The organism is Wolbachia endosymbiont of Armadillidium vulgare str. wVulC, from assembly GCF_001027565.1.
Taxonomy (GTDB): domain Bacteria; phylum Pseudomonadota; class Alphaproteobacteria; order Rickettsiales; family Anaplasmataceae; genus Wolbachia.
Genome location: NZ_ALWU01000002.1, coordinates 1 through 21,427 on the forward strand (window position 1 = coordinate 1; position 21,427 = coordinate 21,427).

The following is a 21,427-nucleotide window of genomic DNA, read 5'->3' on the forward strand; positions in this document are numbered from 1 at the left end:
AAAATATAAAAAAAAATTTTTTTGTATTATTATATATTGTTTTTTTGTTTAAAATTTTTTTTTTTTTTTAAATATAAAATTTTTTTTTTAAGAGGGCAGGTAAAAAATTTATAAGTGGGTTTTTTTGGGAAAAAGTGTAATATTTTTTTTAAAAAGGAAATGTTATTAACCCTTTAATTTTGTTTTGTCCCCATTTTTTTAAAAAACAAAACCGTTTTTTTCCCGCCCCCTTTTTTTTTATCGAAGGGAAAATGGTAAGAAAATTTAAAATTGTTAGCAAAGATTTTTCTGTTAATCTAAAAAACTTTTTGTTTAAGATAAAAGTTTTATTTTTTAGTTTGCTCATTTTATTTTTATTTTCGGGAAGTTAGGGGCATTGAGAATTCAAATGGAGATTTACAATAGTTATTTGTTTTGAATAGAATAAATTTATCTTGTTAAATATTGTGCCGTTGGCGAAGCACATGATTGAATTATCATATGCGTTGTCGTTACAAGGACAGTTGTTGGTAAGGTTATAGGTTATCATGAGACGGTGTAATCCCGATAATTATATCCAGAGTGTTCGGATTAGTTAATAAGTGGTCCTATAGTAGAGATAGATGTACAGTATGTGTGGAATGAGTGATTTAAACAGAGGAGTCAATGACAATTTACTTAGTGATAGATTAGTATTATGTTGTCAGATGTATTGATGTGTGATGAGGCAGAAGATATGTTAATCACAAGAGTAGATGTTAATATAATCGTCATGATGTTAGGTGAAAAGAGCAATATGAAAGAGGTTGTAGACATTTGGATACTAAAGAATGGAATGTGAAGATGGCATGCGGTTTTCTTAGGAGAAGATTCAATTGCTGTTAGTATACAAAGTCCAGAGTGATGGAGTCGTAGACATTTTGTTGGTAAAAGAAATAGAAGGAGATAAGTCAGCGGATTTCTGAGAGAATGATTCAATTGCTGTTAGTATAAAAAATGCAAAAGGATTGAGTCGTTTGCGTTTTGATGGTGAAAGCATTAGTAAGGAGGTAGTAGAGGATATGTTAGAAAATGGAGTAATTGACGTTAATATGAGAATGACGGATGAATAAATTCATTTACATTTGGAGGAGGCAGACAATAGTAAAGTTTTGTTCGTGAGCCATTCGATAGATAATGAAGGAGGTTTAGAGGAAGATGTTGGGCAAGAAGGTAATGTCCAGCCAGTTATACAAGAACAAGACCCAGAGGAAGAATCACAGAAGATCAGTGCAGAAGAAGGAAATGATGTTAATATAAAAAATGCAGATGGATGGACTCCTTTCGATTTAGTTGAGGATGAGGAAATAAAAACTCTATCAAAAAGAGCAGTAGAAAAAGCTGATGAAAGTTTAGTTCATGAGCCATCGACAGATAATGAAGGAGGTCTAGAGGAAGACGTTGGGCAAGAAGGTAATGTCCAGCCAGTTATACAAGAACAGGACCCAGAGGAAGAACCACAGGAGATCAGTGCAGAAGAAAGAAATGATGTAAAAATTGAAGCTGTGAAGCCTGATAATGGACGTTCTACTGATACAGCACCTACACAAAATGATGTTAGTCTACGAAGTGAATCATTAACAAGTGAAGAACAGTCGAGCTCTTTCTTTGGTAATTTGTTTAGTATACTTATGAAGCCTTTTTCTTTAATAGGATCATTTTTGGGTGGCTTTTTTTCGTGGTTGTTTGGATCTGATCAAACAACTGAGCCAGAACCATTGAGTAATTCAGGAGGAGATGAATTATCAACTAAACTTGATCAAACAACTATGCAAGAATCACTGAGTAACTCAGGAGGAGAGGGGCTAAAAAACTATCAAGAGGGTGACAAAAATTCCTTTGATATTATATAAAAGAGTATCTTAAAAAATTCTGCGAAAAGTTAGAGGTTGTCCATAAATTAGTAGAATTAAAGAAAATTCCTCTTTATCATAACCCTAGTCATAGGGAGTGTTAAATAAACCATAGGCGTCAAGTTAAGGAAAAGTGGCATAAGAAAGAAGAGAAGCGGTAAAAATTATTTTAGACATTAAACGATAAAATTAGTAATTTATAGACTCTTTAAAAAAAATTATCTTATTTTAGATCAAGATTTCTTAAAAAATAAATATAACAAATAAACCTTAAATGGTTGCTATATTGGGTGTATTCTCTTAACTTGATGCGTATGCTTTTTTGAACATTCCCATCTATGGCGCTTTAATTTTAATTATAGCCCTTCTTATAATAGTCCGAACGTGGGTAAAAACGTCTTTATAGCTATTGTAAGCCAGGAGGCCAGCAGTGTGTTATTATGATCTGTTCGGATTATTGTGAAAAGAGCTATAGCTTGCCGAGTAGCTGAATTAACGTATAGCTCTTCTCATAATAATTCAAACAAGTTAAGACATGGACTTATGGTAGTGGGATTTGTATGCCAGCAGAGTATAGTTACGACTTAAGGAAAAAAGCATTGGATGAAGGAGAAAGTAGAGCCCAAGAGATTTAAAATTGGAAAAACGACTCTATATGAGTGGCAGAAAAGGCATAAGGAAACGGGAGATTTTCAGTCAAAAAAGCCTGGAAGCGTAGATAAAATTACCGACTGGAATGTTTTTACCAAATTTGCAAAAAACCATGGTGGCAAAACTCAGTCAGAGATGCTGGGGCAATATCAGTCGACAAACGAGCACTTAAAAATATTGGATTTACAAGACCTGCAGATATAAAGAAAGAAATGAAGAAAAGCGAGCTCAATTTTCAAAGGTTATAGCAACAAAACGTCATGAAAATCTTGTATATATTGATGAATCTGGAATAGACAATACAGAACATACGGATATTGCAGAAAAGGAGAGAGGTTTCATTCACAAAATCAGGTAAAAAAACTCAGCGCGTCAGTATAGCTCTAAATAAAAAGAAAATCATTGCTCCATTGACCTTTACTGCAATAAGGATGTTTTTGAGGCTTGGTTTGAGCAGTTTTTAACTCCAATTTTAAGGTCTGGCCAAACTTTGATAACGCTACCTTCTATAAATCTAAAATAGATGATCTTGCTAAAGGAGTTGGTGCTGAACTTCCTCCATATTCTCCAGACTTTAACGAAATTAAGCATCAGTGGTTTGCTATAAAGAACAGAGCTAGAAAAAATATCCCTATTTTTAAGTCTTTCCGTCAAGCTGTTGTTTCTGCTTTTTTATTCTGACTATTATGAGAAGAGCTATACTTGTTTCTTTCTGATAGCTGAGCAAATTTTAGCTAGGCCGAATAATAGGGATAATATTCTGCATTCTTTATGCACACTTCTTATATCATAAGTTGCATCTTCTCGAATAGAACGAATGTTATACTTATCACTGATTTCCTTTAACATATCGCAGATCGATCAGAGCAACACCACTAGTATGCTTATTGCTTTCTTATCGTTTGTGTTTAAAACAACGTATAGCTTTCTGTAACCATTGTATTTTCTTTCTCGAATATTAAGTTTACTATGGCCACCGTTGTTATTGTAGATACTAACTCTCGTGCTATCTATGGCAATTTCAATACTTTTCCAATCACATTTGTTGATTCTATGATCATCAATTTTCAAGTTAAGCTTTTTGAATCTTCTAGAAGCTTGAGTATAGCTAATGACTTTGAAGTATTTTCCCATTTGCTTTATACAACCTTTTACAAAACCAACTGCTTGTCTCAAACCAATCCTAAAAAAATGAACCACTATGTGTATCAAAATCACAACCTTGTCACTATAAACATTCTGCCATTTTGGAACCATTTTCGTACCAATTTTCTATGGCTTCATTGACGAAATGAAAAATATTTTCCCTTTTTTCAAGGAATTTGTTACACTTGTTCTAGTTACTGACTTTTGTCCTTTGTGGCATGATTTTTCTTTAAGCAGTTAAATGGTTATGTTATAATAAATTTTGTTAGCAGCCACCGGATTTTTTTGATTGCTGTGCAACAAGGCCCTTTTCAGTAGCCTTAGAGAGAGTATTAGGAAAAGTTTGGAAATTTAATGATAAATTCTTTTAGATCCCATAGTAAGCAAATTCGTGAACCATTTAAAGATATTGGGAGTTTTCTCCCACATAAAAATAGTTACATATCTCCTGAAAAAGGCCGAGATAAGGAAAATTGTGCACCAAGTGTAAGTCCTAGTAAGTTTACTCATAAAACTTTGGAAGAAAAAAATTATGAAGAGCTATTGAAACAAGAAGATATTGCTCGTATTGCACGGCTTAAGTATGGATGGCATGGAGGCGGCAATATACTGTTTGAAGTAATTGGATCAGCAAGTCATTTAGAAAAGCAGATACAAGGCTATATTAAGTTGAAAGTTAAAAAGCCTGCTATTTTTATAATCAACAAAAATGCCAATCATTGGGTAACGCTAGTTATAAAAACAGAATTTACTGCTTATTATGCTGACTCTTTAGGTTATGATATTTTCTCCTTTCAAGAGAGTGCAGAGAATGTTGGATTTTTTAAGGATAGTAATTACAACAATCTTCAAGAGCTGTTAGAGTCAAAACTGAGTGGTATTCAAACTCAATCTTTTTGTATTGAGCAACAGAAAGATGGTTACAATTGTGGAATATATGCCTTAAAAAATGCAGAAATAATTATGGACAAGAATCATGAGTTAGAGAAAGTATTAAATTACGAGTTAAGTGAGCAGGAGTTAAAGGAAATAAGGATTGAGTTCTCGTGCTTGTTACAAAAAGAAAAATTTGCAGAGCAGAAACCTCGAATCAAAGAAGCTAACAATAATGATGATTATCAATCTAAACCAAAGCAGAAATATCAGCCAAAACCTTCTGTCAATAGTTCAGTATTTTATTGTAACGAATTTAATGAGCACGATTTAGGTGATAATGAAAACCCTTTAAGAAGAAAGTTCAATGCAATAGTTAAAGACTTAGAGGAAAACAACAGTACAAGCCAAGGAAATATAAAGTTAATAAAAGGTGATGGGAATATTGAATATTTTCGAGCTAAATTAAGTGATAGTGACAGATTATTATTTACGAGTACAAAGCATAATGATAAAGATGCTTTTGTTATTTTAGAAGTAATTCTGAGTCATGATTATCGTAAGTCTAAATTTTTAACAAATAAAGAAAAAATAAAAAACATAAAAATAATAAGTGAAGAAGGTTCTGATAGCGCAAATACAGTAGAAATTGGAGATGTTCCACAAGTTAGTTATCTTGGTAAATTTATTACTTTTAATGCAAAGCAGGAAGATATAGTTGAAAGGGTTGGAAAGTTTGAATTACCTTTAGTTATTAATGGAGCTGCTGGTAGCGGAAAGACATCAGTGGCTTTAGAAAGCCTTAAAAAGATGGAAGAGAAGTTCAAGGGAGGAAAAATTCTATATATTACCCAATCTGAATATCTTATAAAAGAGTCAAAAAAAATATTTGAATACGAATATTACGATGAAGATACTCGTGAGTTCAAGATTGATACTCCAAAGGAAATCGAGTTCTTATCTATTCATGAATTTTTTGAAAAGGTAGCAAAAAAAGATGTAGAAGGAAAGAAATCGATCAATAGAAATAAGTTTTTTTCATGGTTCAAGAAAATATGCGAGAAAGGTAAATTTAAAAAGTATAAAAAAGACGGAGATAAAATATTCGAAGAATTTACAGCTGTGATAGGTGGAGGAAGTTTATTAGGAGAAGATGGAAAAGATAGATATGCTAAATTAGGAAATAGACAATCTATATTTCCTATAGATAAAAGGAACAGTGTTTATGATTTTTTTGAAGAATATAGGAAATTTATAGAAGGAGATCAAAAGTATTATGATCCTAACCTTATTGCTCATAAGTGTACTGAAGCTAAAGAATACGATGCGGTTATTATAGATGAAGTGCAGGATTTGACTGAGAGCACATTGGATTTAATATTAAAAAGTTTAAAAGATGAAAGTAAGGGTAATTTTTTATTATGTGGTGATGTTAATCAAGTGATACATCCAAGTTTTTTTTCTCTGTCTAGGTTAAAGTCTTCTCTCAGTAATAAATATGAGAAGAATCAAAAGTTAAAACTTTGTAATCTTGAGAAGAACTATCGTAATAGTAAGCAAGTTATTGAATTAGCCAACCGTATACTACACTTTAAGAATTATTGTTTTGCTTCAGAAGATAAGATGACAGAAAAGGAAAAAGAGCTTTTTTTTATGGAGAGTGATAAAGAGAACGATGGTAATGTCGGCTTTGTTGCTAAGGATAAAGAGCAGGAAATGGCGGAAAAAGTATCTGGCTCTACAAATTGGGCTGTTTTAGTTCTGAATGATGAGAATAAAGAAGATGCTCGTAAATTATTTGATACTCCACTTGTGTTTAATATACATGAAGCCAAAGGCTTGGAGTTTAGGAATGTGATTCTTTGCGAGTTTACGTTCCATAAAGCTTATAATGAGATATGGAATATAGCATGTCCTGATAAAGATGAAGGGAAGATTAAAAATACTATTAAGGAAATCCGTGATTTGTACAATGCAAAGAATGCAAAGACTTCAAGAAATAAGAATAAGGAAGATAAATCTTTTGAGGAATATAAATTTTATATAAATGCTCTGTATGTCGGAATTACTCGCGCTATTGGTAGTGCCTATATTATGGATGATGAAAAAAAGTGTAATTTATTGAAAGTAATAAAACCGAAGAAAATGGTTAGTGTAGATATTAAGAAAGAAGAATCCACTCCTGAAGAATGGAGAGATATGGCACTAAAGTTAACAGATGAAGGAAATGTAGAGCAAGCTGAAAATATAGCAGTGAAATTGCAACTCAAGGAAGAAAAAAAATATGCTCAAGAGATCACAGATGCATTAAAAGCTAAAAAGTGCCGTATGGGAGAAGTAACAGATGGTGTAGTACAGTCTCCTTTAGACAATGATAAATCAAATTCAGAGTTAAAAATTGATATAAAAAGTAGCCAGAATAAGGCAGTAGAGTTAATGGATGAAGGAAACAAAAAGCAAACTAAAAATATAGCGATAAAGGCTCAAGAAAAGCTTTCTTTAGACAAGAATGAATCAAGGCGAACAGGAGGGAACGTTTTAAAGAAAGACTGCCATAAGGCAAAGAATAGTTATGACAAGGATATTAAGGGTCTTTTTGACGCTATTGAAAGAAATAACCTGAGACAGGTTAAGAATGCAATAAGTAAGGTGGGTAGTAAACATGGAGGATGATGTTGATGTTCAGAGTAATGATGGTTCTACTCCTTTATCGGCAGCAGCACAGGGAGGTTGCGGTGGTGTAGTTAAGCTTCTTCTGAAGCATGGAGCTGGTGTTAATGCTAAGAGTAATGAAGGTCTTACTCCTTTACATGTAGCAGCACAAGGAGGTTATGATGATGTAGTTGAGCTTCTTCTGGATCATGAAGCTGATGTTAATGCTAAGAATATTCAAGGTTTAACTCCTTTACATGCGGCAGCATTGAAAAGTTGTGATAATGTAGTTGAACTTCTTCTGGATCATAAAGCTGATGTTAATGCTAGGGGTGATGATGATTTTACTCCTTTGCATTTGGCAGCACAGAGAGGTCACGGTAGTATAGTTAAGCTTCTTCTGAAGCATGGAGCTGATGTTAATGCTAAGAGTAGTCAAGATTTAACTCCTTTGTCGTTAACACTAAATGATTGTCCTGAGGTAGCTAACCTTCTGTTTGCTGACCCAAATATTAATGTTAGTTGTGTAAAGATTTTGTCTATTAAAAAGAAAGAAGACAAAGAAAAATTTCTCCAAAAATTATCTCAAGATAATGAGTTGTTTAATCTGATAAAACAAGCAGCAGAAATAGATGAAAATAAGCTAGATAAATTGCTTAAAAAGATAAAAGAGCTACTAGAATCAAAAACTGAGTACGGTTTCAAACCAAGCTTAAACTACTCTCCAGATGGTAAGGATGAAGATACGACTATTAAAATTGCTATTAAAGTTGGTGGAAAGGTATTGCAGCTCTTACATGATTATGCGGAGAAGAATATAGATACAGACACTGAAATATTTAAAAAACTAAAACATGCTAAAGAAAACTCTCAGTTTAAGAGAGATCTTTGTAATGTTTCTGTCTCTAATCATTCTACTTTAGCTCAAAGCTTCTAATTTGATAGTATTAACTTCTTAACTCTTTAATTTCATCTACCGAAAGGCCAGTGATTTCAGCAATAACATCAATAGAAACACCGGCCTTGAGTGAGTTTTTTGCAACTTCGATTTTCTCTGCTTTTCTGCCTTTTTCATGACCGATTTGGATGGCTTCTCTATTTATAGCTGTGGTATTGTGTAGCAGATTATCCAATCTGGTGCTTCTCTGCCATTTTCCCACTTAGCAAATCTCATCTTTTCCTTGAGATAATATCCCTTATAAGCTTCCACAGCGCTGCTACATTTATACTGATCCGGGCAGTGCTTGTATAAAAGCTTGCATATCAGTTGATTGAAAAATGAGTAAATCCTTATTACTATCACACCAATCTATTACTTCCTCTGATTTATGTTTTCTTTTGTATCGCCAGGTGTACTCTTTACATAATTCTTTTCCATATCCTATCAACCAATAAAAATTTCCTTTCGACTGTCTAGCCCATAGAGAGCAAGGATGGTTTTTGTGAGTAAGTTTATATGGAATTTCTATATTTTGGTCTGTAATGCTGACTAAAGGATTTGGCGCTTTTAATGCTATTGAAAAAACACTGCTAAGTAATTGAGCAGTTTCTAATGGCATTTTCACTATATGCTTATCGCATAACATTTGTGCTGCAATTATAGGATTTTCGTCTAATACAAAGATATTCATCCAGAGATAGAATTAACCTAGGCCTTTAACTTCATTAACCGTAAGACCAGTAGTTTGAGCTATGACATCAATAGAAACCCCTGCTTTAAGTAGATTCTTTGCAACTGCTATTTTAGCTTGCTTTTCACCCTCTGCTCTACCTTTTTCATGGCCGATTTGGATGCCTTCTTGTCTACCTTCTTGTCTACCTTCATGTTTAGCATCATCGAGTTTTTGTTCCAAAATAGCCTTCTCTTTCTGTACACTCAATATTCTTTCCTCATATGCGATCAAATCTTTTTCATTCCAGCGAAACCTGTCTAATTCATCATATGCTAACTTTATTATCGGAGCTTCTGCTGCTATCTTTTTCAAATCTTCTTCAGTTGTTTCTTCTGCGTATTTAAAAAAGAAACACCATCTCTCTGTAGTATTCTCTAATTGCTCTACCTTATTTTTTGTAAATTTAGGCAACTCAATAAAGACAAATTGTAGATCTTTTAAGTAATGACCATTGGTTTTGATATCGCGTATATTATGAGTAGAAATATAGTCAACTTCTTCAGGCAGAAGGTTACAATTGGAAATAGCAATAAAGAAGACTTTCTGAAGATCAATGTAATTACCAGATTTATCTAATTGCCGTGAGTAAGCCTTAGCAGCATAAAGTTGAGCACGTTTTTCAAAGCCTTTATCACGAGCGAGCTGCATTTCGATGACAAATCTATTACCAATAGAGTCCTTGCAAAGAACATCAACAATGCTTTGCTTGTCAGAGGCAATTTCAGGGTCCATAATAGTGCTGAGGAATTCAATTTCTATTATTTGATCAGAAGTAGAAAAGTCCAAGATATTGTTCAGGAAGCAAATGAGGATATTTTTATTCTTTTCAGAGCCAAATATTTTCTTAAAGCTAAGGTCGTTTTTTGGATCAAGAAATTTAGAAAAAGCCATGACGAATTAACCTAGAAAGCATTAATAATTATACACAATTCTGTAGAGATATTCAACGTTTTTGTGTTTAGTCTATTAAAGTTAGCAAAATTTCAAGAATTGGCAAAAAACTACCTTCATAGATAACCCTAGAATGCTACTACGTACCTTAGACGCCTTTTGTAGATCTTTTCTATCAATTCTTCTATAAGGCACATTAAAAGGCCAACAACATGATTTAGCAGCCTCAAAGATACCTATTTAAAGTGTGAACTTCTCGTTTTAGCTTGTCACAGCATAGGCATTTAATATACTAGTTTTCAACAAAGGTCTAGCAAAATTTCTATCAAAACTTCTAAAATGGCAGGCTACGAAAAAGAATGACCGTTAGCTATACTAATTCTTTAGATCACGAAGTGGGAGAGAAAGTAAGAAGTTGGAGGTTAAAGCGAGGTTATACTCAAAAGGATTTAGCAGAGAAAATCGGTGTAACATATCAAATAGTACTACAATATGAAAAAGGAACACGTAAAATTTCGATTAAAAAGTTGTGCGCTATAGCAAAGGTGTTATCAATTAATATTACGGATCTTATTCCTGTATCAAATGAAAAAATCTGTTTTGAAGATAAGGGAGAGGAGATATTAAATCTAGTAAGAGAATATAAAAAGATTAATGATCAGGAGTTACGTAGAATGTTTTGTTTGCTAACCAAATTTGTCCAAGTCAGTGAAAAAAGTAGTAGAAAATCGGAAAAAATAAAAATTGCAAATGGTCTGGTTAAAGCAGGAATTTCTGTTGATATTGTTTCACAAGCAATTGGCCTCTCTGCTGATGAATGTATTGAAGAAAAAACGGGTTCTATCTACTACAAAATAGGAAAGAAGATAAAAGAATGGAGGCTAGTGAGAGAGTATACTCAAAAAGATTTAGCAGAGAAAATGAATACAACACGTCACGAAATAAGCAACTATGAACAAGGAAGGACTGCTGTTCCACTTGATAAATTATATGAAGTGGCAGAAGCATTATCGATTAATATTACGGATCTACTAATAGAGGAAGGGAGTAAAGTGAAAAATGAGCTACCTGATTTGATTAAAGAATACAAAGAAATTGAGAGCCAAGAACTACGCAATGCACTAATAAGATCTTTATTTGAAGGCATAAGGATTTGTGAGGAGAAAGTGAGAGAGATAGAAAGGATTAAAGTTGCAAAGGATCTAGTAAAAGGTGGAATTTCTATTGATATTATTTTGCAAGCGGTAGGTTTACCTGTTGATGTAGTTTTAGATGGGTAGCTCATGAAAAAATTATAGCAATAAAGTTTTTTTCTTAAATGGAGGTATATGTGTTTGTTTCTGCAAGCAATGTTAGCTATGGAATAGGGCAAAGAATAGAAAATTGTAGGTTAATGCAAGGTCATACTCAAATAGGATTAGCAGGTCAAGTAGGTTTAACATACCAAGAAGTGAACAGCTATGAGAATGGTTATACTCCTATTCCAATTGGAGTACTATATGTAATAGCAAGAGTGTTGTCAGTTAATGTTGTAGATCTATTACCTAAACCAATAACAGTAAGAGAGTATGAAGATGAAGACGAAGAAATACTCTATCTAACAAAAATATATGAGAATCAAAAGTTAGGCAAAATAGTACCTTCATTAGTCAGGTTTGTTCATATTAGCGAGAAAATCAATCAAGAGGAGGCAAGATTAGAAGTAGCAAAAAATCTAGTTAAAGAAGGAGTGTCAGTTGACATAATTTCCCAGGCAACGGGTTTATCTATTTACGAGTATGATAGTACAGAGAGAGAAATCTGCACTGATTCTATATATTACAGAATAGGACAAAGAATAAGAGAATGGAGATTGATAAAAAGGTATACTCAAAAAGATTTAGCAAACAAAGTTGGTTTAACACTCAAGGAAATACACGAATATGAAAGAGGGTATACTGCTATAACATTTGATAAATTATATGAAATATCAGATGCATTATCAGTGAATATTAAAGTTCTGCTACCTAAAACAAGAGAAAGCAAAAAGCTATTGAGTTTAATGGATGAGTACGGAGAACAAGAATCATTAGTCAAATCTCTATCTGAAGATATGAAAAGTGGCAAGGAAAAAGTTAAAAAAACAGAAAGGATCAAGGTTGCAAAAAATCTAGCAAAGGCAGGTGTTGCTCTTGATATTATTGTGCGAGCAAGTGACCTAACTGCTGATGAGTTGAGTGATTGTGAAAATTGAATTGTATTTAAGATATAAGTAAGAATAGTTAATATATTATCTATTCCAAACCCTTGTTTAGCTCTGCAGAATTTGCTAACCAACTTTTTTGGCTCAGTTGAATTTTGCTTGGTATAAATCAAGATATGAAATCGCAAAGTTTATCTATTAATTTCTGGTTATCCTCTATCATTGCCTTTGCCTCTTGCTGAAGAGATTTGATATTTTTTGATGTAATATTATCCATGTCGGGTGATGCTATTTTTAATTGCGATTGTATTCGTATATATTTATCACCTATAACTTGATTAAGTTGATAGTTTACTGCATCTAAACTTGAAGCAAACATCACATTCAGTAGTGGTTTTATCCAGCCTATTTTTCCAAATCTCCTTGAATTAGCTATGCTCCTATCTGTTCTGCCAGTACCTATTGATAACAGTATAATCTCATCATTTGGAAACAATTTCTTACCACTTGCATATGCACAAGCTGCTGGATTATTTGCAAAAACCCCGCCATCCACTAATACCATTTCCTTGTGGTTGATTTTAAGATATTTAGGTGTAAAGTAAGTAGGTGCAGCCGTTGCAGCTCTGAGTGCATCTTTCAGCTTAATATTACCTTCTTTCCAGCTTTTAAAGAAAAATGGGCAGTGATTCTGAATATCGTAACTCGTAATCAACACATTACTTAAAGTGTTTTTAAGGATATCATCGCCAAAATATTTATCCAGTACAAATTCAATATTTTTATGTGGGTATTGTGCGCAATTAAGCCAAGAAAATACTGATCTTCTCAAAAATGAAGATTTAAAAATATATGACCCGTATTTTTGGTAAAGCTCGACTAAATCGTTGGCTGAATATTGAGGGTTTCCTTGTTTATCTTTTTTACATAATCCTGCTACAACAATTCCACCGGTTGAGGTTCCTGCCATTAAGTGAAAGATTTCAGCTATAGTTCTTCTTGTTCTTTTTTCTATTTCTGCTAGTATAATAGCTGGTATTATGCCTCTTATGCCTCCGCCGTCAACTGAAAGGATGTATTTTTTCATATTTATTAGTTCTGTTAACTTGCTCACTTTTATCAGGTTGTGTTTCTTGCCCAAAAACTACAGTTTGCTTCACACCTAGAGAAAATTGTGCCGAACAAATAACCAATGCTATAGATCAAGCTCAAAAATCCATATTAATTCAGGCATATCAATTTACTTCAAAGCCTATTGCACAATCTTTAATTAGAGCAAAAAAACGTGGTGTTGATATTAGGGTTATCCTAGATGAATCACAGGTCAGCTCAAAATACAGTGTCATCAATGAATTATTTAGGCAAAAAATACCGATATACATAGACTATAAACCTGCAATTTCACACAGCAAAATTATGATCATTGATAATCAAAAAATCATAACTGGATCTTTCAATTTTTCTGACGCTGCGCAGAAAAGAAACGCTGAGAATCTACTAATTATAACAGGAGATCCTCCATTAGTTGAGCAATACATCAAAAATTGGAAAGATCGTCAATCTCAATCTGATTCTTACACACCAAAAGTAGAAGAATGATTACTTGTACTTCAAATTGTTATCTAAGTGAGGAAAGTCACCTCTCCCCACTCGACTTCAAAACCGGACTTGATAGTTTCCCATCATCCGGCTTCTCTCTAATTTGGCGCTTTTCATGCATACTCCCATGTAATTCGTCGTGACAATGCCCATGCAACAAGGATAAATTTTTGCTCATATTATTACGTCTATTCCGGTCTTTATGGTGTATCTCTAGGATATCATCATTTTTGAACCAAAGTTGACATTGATCACATTTACCTTGTTGCAACTTCATTAATTTTATTACTCGTGGTGATTTTCCTGGAACTTTACTTAAGCGATTTGCCCAATATAACCAATCTCCGTCATATAAAGATCTAGATCCTTTCACTTTGATATGCCTTCTTATGGCATGATCTACGTGCCTAACAAGCAGTAAATTGTTATTCGTCATAAATCTCCAATTATCGTTATCTTTCTTTCGAAAGTATTTTCTCTTAATCCAATGCTTCCCTTTGTTACAGTGTCTAAAGACTGCCCATTTCCAAAGCTTTCCATGCATATCATGATCTAAAGAACTAAATACTTTATGTGACACTACCGAAGAGTAATACTGACTCCATCCTCTAATAACTGGATTAAGGTTTTTAATTACTGCTTCTTGAGGTGCTGCACGCATTTCTTTAAGTTTTTGCTTAATGATTTTAGCATGTTGTTTTATAGAGAGGCGACTTGGTTTAATTAATAATTTATAACCTTTCTTACTTTGTTTTGTTAAGTATTGTCGTATTGTGAACCCAAGAAAATCAAAACCTGGTATTTGTCCTCCATAAGTTTTTAACGTATGAGATATTTTTGTCTTTGATGGCTTTAACTCTAATCCAATGGTATTTAACCATCTTTCCGTTAGATTTTTTGCCTTAAAAACAATTTCCTCATTTTCATGGAGAATCACACAATCATCTGCATAAGTAATCACACTTAGTGATTGACCAGCATGTTTATGTGAAGCTTTACCATATTTTTTCTTTTGATAATCAAATAGTTCCTTTCTCAATGCCATTTTTAGGTAATATTCTAACCCATGTAGAGCTATACTTGCTAACAAAGGTGAAATAGTTCCGCCTTGTACTGTACCACTCTTTGTGGGTCTAAACGCTTTACCTTCCATAACTCCTGCTTTTAGCCACCTTTTTATAACTTTAGTTAATGTTGGTGTGGTGTTAAGCTTTTTTTTGTAATGCATTATGGTTGATGTTATCAAAGCACCCTGAAATATCTGCATCCAGTAAAAATGCTGTTTTCTGTTTTAGTGCTATGAATATAGCTTCAATGGCATCATGACACGACCTACCAGACCTAAAACCATATGTGTTTGGCTCAAATTTTGCTTCCCACTCCGGTTCTATCACCATTTTTACAAGTGTTTGTTTTGCTCGATCTGATATTGTAGGAATACCAAGCGGGCGATACTCCGATGGCTTGCCAGGTTTTGGAATCCAAACTCGTCTCGATGGTTTTGCTTTTTCTCTTATATCCAAAGAATATACTAATTGTAACCTTTCTTTTTGATTAAGATTCGCTTTTCCATCTATACCTGCAGTCTTTTTTCCTCTGTTATCCTGAGTTACCTTTCTAACAGCGAGCGTTCTTGCACTTGTTGATCTGAGTAACAATCTCTGAAGATTATGCATCTTTTTGATATCATTACATTGTGAAGCTCGGTAAATTCGTTTTTGTAGCTTAAATGAAGATTTCTCCAGCTTGCGCCAAGGAATTTCATTCCATTCATACCTAACATTTTGTTGGCTCATAACATATTCACTACTATTCACAACTTTACCTTCCAAACTACAGTGTCTACGTTTGCATATCCTAAACATTACCTTAGGCATTAGCTTCTTAGACAATCCCTCTACATAGGAGCATTCGGCTGGCTACCTTCTTAGCTATCCTTTTGAAAATAAAGAATAATAAGAGCTTCCATGTGGTTACTCCGTTCCATAAAACCGTTTCTCGTTAAACTTAGGCTCTTACTATCTGCCGGAAGGTTGGAAGCATCTTAATCAGGAAAAGCCGATCCTAATTACCCTTTTCTTCATACCTTTTGGTATATGCGTATTCAACCTTATTTCGCATATTTGAACTAACGACAGTTCAAACATAAGTTTCTTTTCGTAGCCATATCTAACTCTTCTCGAGAGGATTTATCATAAGGTTTGATATTACTCCCTTTTGATCCATGCTTACACCATGAGAACTTGCCACTTTCTTAAGGTGTGGATCATGATTTTACCCAGATGCTATGGGAGATGGAATTTAACCATCACGACATTTATGACCTTCGGGCCGCACAGCTTTAAGTTCATCCAATTCCTCAGAAAGATTTTTTACCCTTTCCTCAAGTACTAACACTTTTTCCATTAAACCATATTCAATGAGTTTATCGTGAAATTGTACCCTTGAGTCTAACTTGGATAACCACCATATCAATGCTACGGTTTGGATTAATATGGTAATAATTACCGTAATTGGGATTTTTTGCTTTTTCATGTGAAAATATTAACTTGTTATGGATAGTTTTAGAAATTTATGTATAGATTATAGAAAACTTACAGCTTTAGTGATTACTTTTTGTTGATTCGTATTGATCCTCTGCTTTAGCAAGTAGCTTTATTATTTCTCTGTAAGGTTTATCTTTGTTGTGCCTTGATTCTATTACAGCTACATCCCGAGGGTTTTTTCCATCTGTATCTCTAATATTAGGATTAGCACCTCTTTCTAATAAGAACTTAACTATCTCTAAATTGCCTCCGTATGCGGCAGAATGTAATACTGTCCATCCTTTATATCTACCTGTATCATTTATATCAACTCCTTCATTCACTAGAAATTTTACTAATTCTAGACATTTTCCTTCTGCTGCACAATGTAGCGCTGTTAATCTAGGAATTTGTGTGTTAATGCTCAATAGGTTCTTTACTGAAAACTTTACTACGTCTAGGTTACAATTTTCAGAAGCAATGCGTAAGATTGTTTTATAATTATCTGTAGCTTTAGATTTTTGATAGCAATATGTAATAATGACACATACCATTAATATTATAAACCATACAAAATGTATTTTATTCTTTTCATTATATTTTAATTGACTCATATTCAGTAGTTTCTTTACATTGAATAGACTATGTACTTATTTTTCCTTAACATTACTTACTCAAAGATGCTGATAACATAGTAAGGTAACCCGAGCTATTTAAAGTATGCTCCGCTCTATTAACTATCCACTCACCATCTACTGCTTGATTAAAATCTATAAGATTAAGTTTAGCTTCTGCAAATAACTCTGGATTACCAGGCATAGTTATATCTAAAGTTTCATTGTTACGCTTCAATTGTTTCAACTTGGCATTTGCTGCACTCAGCGCTGACTCTGCATTTGAGTAAAGTTCCAGCATAATATAACTTGGCTCGCTACTACCAACTGTTTCTTTAATAGTTTCGCCCTTTTCATAGCTGTGCCATTTTGCCACTACTGAATTATACTTATCACGTACGGTAAAATGCACTTTCCAATTAATTGTGTCTTGAGGTCTAATAGTCGTTGTTCCTAAAGCTTTTCCTGTGGCTGATTTTGCCATATTTTTTGAAATAAACAATATATACCCACCAGCTAACTTTGCCATTGCTTCACGCTCTGTTGCAATCTTTGTTAACAGACTTATATCACTTTCATCTACCTGATTAATGTGGGGTATTAATACATTCTTAAATTCCTCAGCAACTTTATGTCCATATCCATGTTTTTGAGCTATTTCTTTCACTAAGTTTTCTATGGTAATTTGATGCCATTCTTTTGATACTTTTGCCTTCAAAGATATTCTTAAATTTGTTGCATGAGCTTTGATTAGTAGAGTCTTAGGTGGACCTTGTATCGTAACTTCGTTGACTGTATATATACCCATTGGAAAGATTCCAGTTTTCTTATAACCTAGTGCTATGTTCAATTCATTTGGAACTTCTACATTTTCATTGCCATAATCAACGCATACCTCTGCAACATCATCTATAGTACCAGATTCATCAGTAAGATGCACTGATATTACATGATCTTTTATTCCTTCAATGCTAAATTCAGGTTTCATTTATTCCCACACTTTTAACTTCGATTTTCTTAATTGCTCTTGTATTAAAGGCAGTTTAATCCTTAACCCAGATGGCAAAGAACCACTATACTCTGCAAGACCAGGATTAGCCTCTAAAACTACTTCCACTACTCCTCTAGTTGCTCCATAATGCCTCCAGCAAATTAGATCTATCATCTCTCCTTCCTTACTCCAGTAATATGTTGCCATTTTTAGTTAAATCTCCTCAAACTTAAACTAAACTCAACCTTTTTTGGTAATCCACAAGGAAAAAATGATGTTTGTTTTTTCTCTATCCGTACAATCACAAACCTCCCTAAAACATTACCTAAACTGTCTACTAAAGTATGTGGTTCTTCTGCTTCTTTCATACTTTTTAATTGATTTAAATCATTGAGATTATGGAAATAAATTACTCCTTCTAAGTCTATATTTTCTGTGCCTTGGCCAATATTTTGTAATGAAGGTATTTTACCAATGCACTCAATAGTACTCCAACGATTTTCTTTACTGTACCTTACTCTTGTTGGAGAAAGCTTATGTTGACCAAACGATAGCATTAGTAAATCGGCTCTATTGAATCAAATAGAACGTCACGTGATTTTTCCCTTATTCTTTTTATTACTGCATCAGCAAGAATACGTACATCTTGGTTAGGCTCTGCTTTAATACTTATATTAAATGTAAAAGTTTGATTGAAAATTTTTTGTTCACACTTTTCACAGTCTTTTAAAACTTTCTCTGAATTATCTGCTACAGAACTTTTTTCTGTAATCACACTTTCAATAATATTCGTTCTACTATTCGAAATTCTACTAAAAGCATTATTATTTAATAAAGGATTTCCTTTACTAAAAACATTTCTATTTTCACTAGTTGCACTGCCTATTTTTGCTTCTACTGGTTTCTCTAATGCTTTTATTGGATTATCATTAAACAATTTTCCTATACCAATCCAATTTTCTATAGGTTTTGCAATTGATTTCCAGATACTTGAGAAAAAGTCCTTCACCTTTTGCCAATTAGCGATTACAAGTGCTGCACCAACTGATAGTCCAGCAATAGCAGCTCCTATAGGATTGGTTAGCGTTAAAGCTTTCAGTCCCATGATCACTGCTGGAATTACTCGCGCTGATAACGAAGTTAATACTGGCAAAAGTGTTCCCTGCAAAATAGCCTTAAAAGTTAATATTCCACCTCCAGCCAATGCAAATGCATAACCAAAACCTACCACTGCAATCTTACCAACAATAAGAGCTGAAATTATGCTCATAACTCCTGTAGTCAAAATTGGACACTTCTCTGCGAACCAAGCTATACCTGTAGATATAGACCTCAAAATCTTACTTATCCAATTTAAAGGAGGTAGCATTACTGAGCCCAAGTTCATTCCTAGCTCTGCTATTGTATTTTTGAGTAGCTGCAAATTATTTGCTGTAGTACTTGCACGATTATTAAATTCCTTTTGCATAGATTTGTTATACTTTTCTTTATCAGCCACAAAACCTATTGCTTTTTTATATTCTTCCAAACTTCCAACTATCAATGCAATATCATCTTGATATTCTTGACCAAAGAGATTGAGAAGGATTTGTGAACGTTCCTGTTTATCTACTTTTTCTAGAGTTTCAAAAAAATAAAGTAGAGCGTTTTGCCCGTTTTGAGCAACCTTTTGTGACATTTCCTCTGCAGTGATACCTATCGATTCCAATGCTGCTTTGAACTCTTTTCCTTGTCCCTCAGCAGTTTGGAGCTTAGAAAGTAAAGCGTTTATGGCAGTTCCTGCTTTTGCTGGTTGTTTACCTAAACTAACGAAGGCATTTACTAAACTACTTGTCTGATTAATATCTAAACCAAATTGTTTTGCGGTACCACCAACTATTGCTAGAGCTTCAACCATATCTTTTGCTTTGGCAGCAGTGTTATCTGAGAGGTGATTTATAACGTTGCCAACTCCTTCCATTTTTTCTTCTGCAATTCCATAAATGTTAGCGAGTTTGGCAATAGAATCACCAGCTTGTTCAGCAGACATGTCAAATGCTGTAGCCATTTTAGCTACTGTTGTTGTAAATCCAATTAACTTATTTTTTTGAATCCCAAGTTGGCCACCACTTGCAGCTATTTGTGCTAACTCTGCAGCTGATAGCGGTATTTCACGAGATAATTCTTTTAGCTTCTTAGCAAACTCAATAGCTTCATTTGTGTTCTGAGTAAAATTTACTACCTTCTTAACATCAGCCATAGCACTTTCAAAGTCAATAGCAACTTTAATCGGCGCTGTAAGTGAAAGCCCTAGCCCTACAGTCTCCATTACTTGTGACCTATAGTACGCTTTTTTTGCCAAAGCATTTTGCTGTTTTTGTATTACAGATCCTAATTTACTGTATTTCCCTTTGAGTACTTCAACAGATGAACCAAGTTTAGTTTGATCTCTCACTAAAGATTTAATATCCTTTCCACTTTTCCTTATTTCTTCATTTAATGTGTGAAGTGCATCTCTCTTTTTAATATAAGCCTCTTTTGCCTTTGATGCCGATGCTTTCAATTTTTCAAATTCATTTTTTAGTGCTTTACTTGGTTCTTTTTTTTCCTTTTTTTCTTTAGCAATTGCTGCAGCTGATTCTTTTGCTTTCTTCTCCGCTTCCTTCCAATTCTTCATGGCTTCAAGGGCATCATGATTTAGTTGCTTAAATTTGGAAACAGATTTCATTGACGAATCAAGTTGCCTTATACTATCACCCAACTTAGAAAGCTTTGCTGCACTACCTGTCATTGCACTATTAAAACTGCCATCTAACGTTGCACCTATTTTTATTGAAAGCATTGACATTTTTTTGTTACTCCTTCACTTACTTCTAACCACTTTAGAAACTCTTTTGTACTCATATTAATAATTTGCTCAATTCCACTTCCTGTTGTTGAGCTAAGTTTTAAAATATTGAATCTTAACTCCTCTGTTCCAGCGGCGACAAAAAACCTTTTAGCACCTTCTGTATTTCTACATAATCTTTAATACATAAATCTTCAACTACTTCTTTTGGTACGGATGCTAGATTAGCAATTAAAGCTACTTCTTTCAAAGCTTCTCCTTCTATGCGTTCTATAGCAAGTAAATCTCTTACTTTAGGTTCACGCATCGATAATTCTGAGACAGAAATACCATCAACTGTTATTGGATTATCAAGTTTTACTGTTGTCATACTTTCTCCTAAAAAATAAAATTCTAAAATCTTTTTAAAACTAAACCTAAATACCTAAGACCGCTTGTAACAAAGCCATCTGATCAACACCATTTATCTTTCTAATCATATTTTCAGCATCGATTTCTATTAATTCATTACCACCTATAGTAAGTTTGTAGTAATAGGCAGCTACAGTACACTTCAGCGTTGCTTTTTCAGCAGGTTTCCAGCTACCAAAATCAAATTCTTTGAATATTCCTCTGAGGTTGATAATTACTCCTTCAATATCATTGCTACCACTTCCTTGCATTCCTCCACGGAGCGTCAAAGATACTGAGTTTCCATCTATCAAGCCAAAAAGTCTAAATAGTTCTGAATCATACTCAGCGAAAGTAAAGTCTGCTTCAAGCTTTTCCATGCCCATGTCAATATTTATTGGGATATCCATACCACCAGCTCTATATTCTTCAGTTTTTATGGTAAGCTTTGGTAGGGTAATTTCATCTATTTTTCCTGCGTAACCCCGACCATCTACGAATACGTTAAAATTCTTTAAAATCTTCGGTAACATTTTTTCCTC

Annotated in this window: 19 protein-coding genes and 5 pseudogenes; 8 read left to right on the forward strand and 16 right to left on the reverse strand. The window is 33.7% G+C overall.

The window, feature by feature from the left end; all coding sequences use genetic code 11:
• Positions 1-676: 676 nt before the first annotated feature.
• The 3 genes and pseudogenes from wVul_RS08510 (at position 677) to wVul_RS08515 (ending at position 3,203) form a co-directional block, all read left to right on the forward strand.
• Positions 677-820 (forward strand): hypothetical protein, encoded by a 144-nt coding sequence (locus wVul_RS08510; RefSeq protein WP_153295497.1) that lies wholly within the window; start codon positions 677-679, stop codon positions 818-820.
• Positions 821-1,136: 316 nt separating this feature from the next.
• Positions 1,137-1,871 carry a hypothetical protein gene (locus wVul_RS02850; RefSeq protein ID WP_153295499.1) on the forward strand — a complete coding sequence of 245 codons (735 nt, stop codon included), beginning with the start codon at positions 1,137-1,139 and terminating at the stop codon, positions 1,869-1,871.
• Positions 1,872-2,431: 560 nt separating this feature from the next.
• Positions 2,432-3,203: pseudogene (locus wVul_RS08515) on the forward strand (transposase).
• Positions 3,204-3,218: 15 nt separating this feature from the next.
• Here wVul_RS08515 and wVul_RS08520 read toward each other — a convergent pair.
• On the reverse strand, positions 3,219-3,371 hold the full coding sequence (locus wVul_RS08520; protein WP_153295501.1) for a hypothetical protein: 153 nt from the start codon (positions 3,369-3,371) through the stop codon (positions 3,219-3,221).
• A 57-nt stretch (positions 3,372-3,428) separates the two neighbouring features.
• Positions 3,429-3,822, reverse strand: a pseudogene (locus wVul_RS08525) (transposase); the annotation flags it as partial.
• A 200-nt stretch (positions 3,823-4,022) separates the two neighbouring features.
• Between wVul_RS08525 and wVul_RS02865 the strand changes: the two are divergent.
• A complete protein-coding gene (locus wVul_RS02865; RefSeq protein WP_047759106.1) occupies positions 4,023-7,214 on the forward strand; it encodes an AAA family ATPase in 3,192 nt (1,063 codons plus the stop codon).
• Positions 7,204-8,130: an ankyrin repeat domain-containing protein gene (locus wVul_RS08530; protein WP_153295503.1), complete on the forward strand. Its 927-nt coding sequence runs from the start codon at positions 7,204-7,206 to the stop codon at positions 8,128-8,130. Before wVul_RS02865 ends, wVul_RS08530 begins: the two co-directional genes overlap by 11 nt.
• Before the next feature lie 10 nt (positions 8,131-8,140).
• Here wVul_RS08530 and wVul_RS02875 read toward each other — a convergent pair.
• The 3 genes and pseudogenes from wVul_RS02875 to wVul_RS02885 all read right to left on the reverse strand — a co-directional run.
• Positions 8,141-8,290, reverse strand: a pseudogene (locus wVul_RS02875) (Rpn family recombination-promoting nuclease/putative transposase); the annotation flags it as partial.
• 2 nt (positions 8,291-8,292) lie between these two features.
• A pseudogene (locus wVul_RS02880) lies at positions 8,293-8,824 on the reverse strand (pyrimidine dimer DNA glycosylase/endonuclease V).
• Between the two features lie 12 nt (positions 8,825-8,836).
• Complete coding sequence (locus wVul_RS02885) at positions 8,837-9,757, reverse strand: Rpn family recombination-promoting nuclease/putative transposase (RefSeq protein WP_047759108.1); 921 nt, start codon at positions 9,755-9,757, stop codon at positions 8,837-8,839.
• Positions 9,758-10,116: 359 nt separating this feature from the next.
• On the opposite strand from wVul_RS02885, the gene wmk (wVul_RS02890) reads away from it, so the two are divergent.
• Together wmk (wVul_RS02890) and wmk (wVul_RS02895) are read left to right on the forward strand one after the other, a co-directional pair.
• Positions 10,117-11,037 carry a WO male-killing family protein Wmk gene (gene wmk / locus wVul_RS02890; protein WP_047759109.1) on the forward strand — a complete coding sequence of 307 codons (921 nt, stop codon included), beginning with the start codon at positions 10,117-10,119 and terminating at the stop codon, positions 11,035-11,037.
• Positions 11,038-11,075: 38 nt separating this feature from the next.
• Positions 11,076-11,990 carry a WO male-killing family protein Wmk gene (gene wmk / locus wVul_RS02895; RefSeq protein WP_047759110.1) on the forward strand — a complete coding sequence of 305 codons (915 nt, stop codon included), beginning with the start codon at positions 11,076-11,078 and terminating at the stop codon, positions 11,988-11,990.
• Positions 11,991-12,108: 118 nt separating this feature from the next.
• Here wmk (wVul_RS02895) and wVul_RS02900 read toward each other — a convergent pair whose 3' ends face one another.
• Positions 12,109-13,026 carry a patatin-like phospholipase family protein gene (locus tag wVul_RS02900; protein ID WP_047759135.1) on the reverse strand — a complete coding sequence of 306 codons (918 nt, stop codon included), beginning with the start codon at positions 13,024-13,026 and terminating at the stop codon, positions 12,109-12,111.
• Here wVul_RS02900 and wVul_RS02905 point away from each other — a divergent pair.
• A complete protein-coding gene (locus wVul_RS02905) occupies positions 13,017-13,538 on the forward strand; it encodes a phospholipase D family nuclease (RefSeq protein ID WP_047759111.1) in 522 nt (173 codons plus the stop codon). The genes wVul_RS02900 and wVul_RS02905 overlap by 10 nt on opposite strands.
• 37 nt (positions 13,539-13,575) lie before the next feature.
• Here wVul_RS02905 and wVul_RS02910 read toward each other — a convergent pair whose 3' ends face one another.
• The 10 genes and pseudogenes from wVul_RS02910 to wVul_RS02950 form a co-directional block, all read right to left on the reverse strand.
• On the reverse strand, positions 13,576-14,373 hold the full coding sequence (locus wVul_RS02910) for a group II intron maturase-specific domain-containing protein (RefSeq protein ID WP_410543407.1): 798 nt from the start codon (positions 14,371-14,373) through the stop codon (positions 13,576-13,578).
• Positions 14,368-15,415 (reverse strand): annotated as a pseudogene (locus wVul_RS10250) (reverse transcriptase domain-containing protein); the annotation flags it as partial. The gene wVul_RS02910 and the pseudogene wVul_RS10250, both read right to left, overlap by 6 nt.
• Before the next feature lie 424 nt (positions 15,416-15,839).
• Entirely contained in the window at positions 15,840-16,073 is a 234-nt protein-coding gene (locus tag wVul_RS02915) for a hypothetical protein (protein WP_047759112.1), read from the reverse strand.
• 67 nt (positions 16,074-16,140) lie between these two features.
• Positions 16,141-16,677, reverse strand: coding sequence for an ankyrin repeat domain-containing protein (locus tag wVul_RS02920; protein WP_047759113.1), 537 nt, complete (start codon positions 16,675-16,677; stop codon positions 16,141-16,143).
• Between the two features lie 52 nt (positions 16,678-16,729).
• Complete coding sequence (locus tag wVul_RS02925) at positions 16,730-17,665, reverse strand: phage late control D family protein (protein ID WP_047759114.1); 936 nt, start codon at positions 17,663-17,665, stop codon at positions 16,730-16,732.
• Positions 17,666-17,875 (reverse strand): tail protein X, encoded by a 210-nt coding sequence (locus tag wVul_RS02930; RefSeq protein ID WP_047759115.1) that lies wholly within the window; start codon positions 17,873-17,875, stop codon positions 17,666-17,668.
• Positions 17,876-17,877: 2 nt separating this feature from the next.
• Entirely contained in the window at positions 17,878-18,225 is a 348-nt protein-coding gene (locus tag wVul_RS02935; protein ID WP_047759116.1) for a phage tail protein, read from the reverse strand.
• The gene (locus tag wVul_RS02940) at positions 18,225-20,495 is read right to left on the reverse strand and encodes a phage tail tape measure protein (protein ID WP_047759117.1); all 2,271 of its coding nucleotides are present in this window, start codon (positions 20,493-20,495) and stop codon (positions 18,225-18,227) included. Before wVul_RS02940 ends, wVul_RS02935 begins: the two co-directional genes overlap by 1 nt.
• Positions 20,496-20,610: 115 nt before the next feature.
• Positions 20,611-20,865 carry a phage tail assembly protein gene (locus wVul_RS02945; protein ID WP_047759118.1) on the reverse strand — a complete coding sequence of 85 codons (255 nt, stop codon included), beginning with the start codon at positions 20,863-20,865 and terminating at the stop codon, positions 20,611-20,613.
• A 46-nt stretch (positions 20,866-20,911) separates the two neighbouring features.
• Positions 20,912-21,418: a phage major tail tube protein gene (locus tag wVul_RS02950; RefSeq protein ID WP_047759136.1), complete on the reverse strand. Its 507-nt coding sequence runs from the start codon at positions 21,416-21,418 to the stop codon at positions 20,912-20,914.
• Between the last annotated feature and the right edge of the window lie 9 nt (positions 21,419-21,427).

Excerpts from the sequence above, each read along its gene's own strand:
- wVul_RS08510 (WP_153295497.1), top strand. The coding sequence starts at position 677 with ATGTTGTCAGATGTATTGATGTGTGATGAGGCAGAAGATATGTTAATC.
- wVul_RS08520 (WP_153295501.1), bottom strand. The coding sequence starts at position 3,371 with ATGTTAAAGGAAATCAGTGATAAGTATAACATTCGTTCTATTCGAGAA.
- wVul_RS02865 (WP_047759106.1), top strand. The coding sequence starts at position 4,023 with ATGATAAATTCTTTTAGATCCCATAGTAAGCAAATTCGTGAACCATTT.
- wVul_RS08530 (WP_153295503.1), top strand. The coding sequence starts at position 7,204 with ATGGAGGATGATGTTGATGTTCAGAGTAATGATGGTTCTACTCCTTTA.
- wVul_RS02885 (WP_047759108.1), bottom strand. The coding sequence starts at position 9,757 with ATGGCTTTTTCTAAATTTCTTGATCCAAAAAACGACCTTAGCTTTAAG.
- wmk (WP_047759109.1), top strand. The coding sequence starts at position 10,117 with ATGACCGTTAGCTATACTAATTCTTTAGATCACGAAGTGGGAGAGAAA.
- wmk (WP_047759110.1), top strand. The coding sequence starts at position 11,076 with ATGGAGGTATATGTGTTTGTTTCTGCAAGCAATGTTAGCTATGGAATA.
- wVul_RS02900 (WP_047759135.1), bottom strand. The coding sequence starts at position 13,026 with ATGAAAAAATACATCCTTTCAGTTGACGGCGGAGGCATAAGAGGCATA.
- wVul_RS02915 (WP_047759112.1), bottom strand. The coding sequence starts at position 16,073 with ATGAAAAAGCAAAAAATCCCAATTACGGTAATTATTACCATATTAATC.
- wVul_RS02920 (WP_047759113.1), bottom strand. The coding sequence starts at position 16,677 with ATGAGTCAATTAAAATATAATGAAAAGAATAAAATACATTTTGTATGG.
- wVul_RS02925 (WP_047759114.1), bottom strand. The coding sequence starts at position 17,665 with ATGAAACCTGAATTTAGCATTGAAGGAATAAAAGATCATGTAATATCA.
- wVul_RS02930 (WP_047759115.1), bottom strand. The coding sequence starts at position 17,875 with ATGGCAACATATTACTGGAGTAAGGAAGGAGAGATGATAGATCTAATT.
- wVul_RS02935 (WP_047759116.1), bottom strand. The coding sequence starts at position 18,225 with ATGCTATCGTTTGGTCAACATAAGCTTTCTCCAACAAGAGTAAGGTAC.
- wVul_RS02940 (WP_047759117.1), bottom strand. The coding sequence starts at position 20,495 with ATGTCAATGCTTTCAATAAAAATAGGTGCAACGTTAGATGGCAGTTTT.
- wVul_RS02945 (WP_047759118.1), bottom strand. The coding sequence starts at position 20,865 with ATGACAACAGTAAAACTTGATAATCCAATAACAGTTGATGGTATTTCT.
- wVul_RS02950 (WP_047759136.1), bottom strand. The coding sequence starts at position 21,418 with ATGTTACCGAAGATTTTAAAGAATTTTAACGTATTCGTAGATGGTCGG.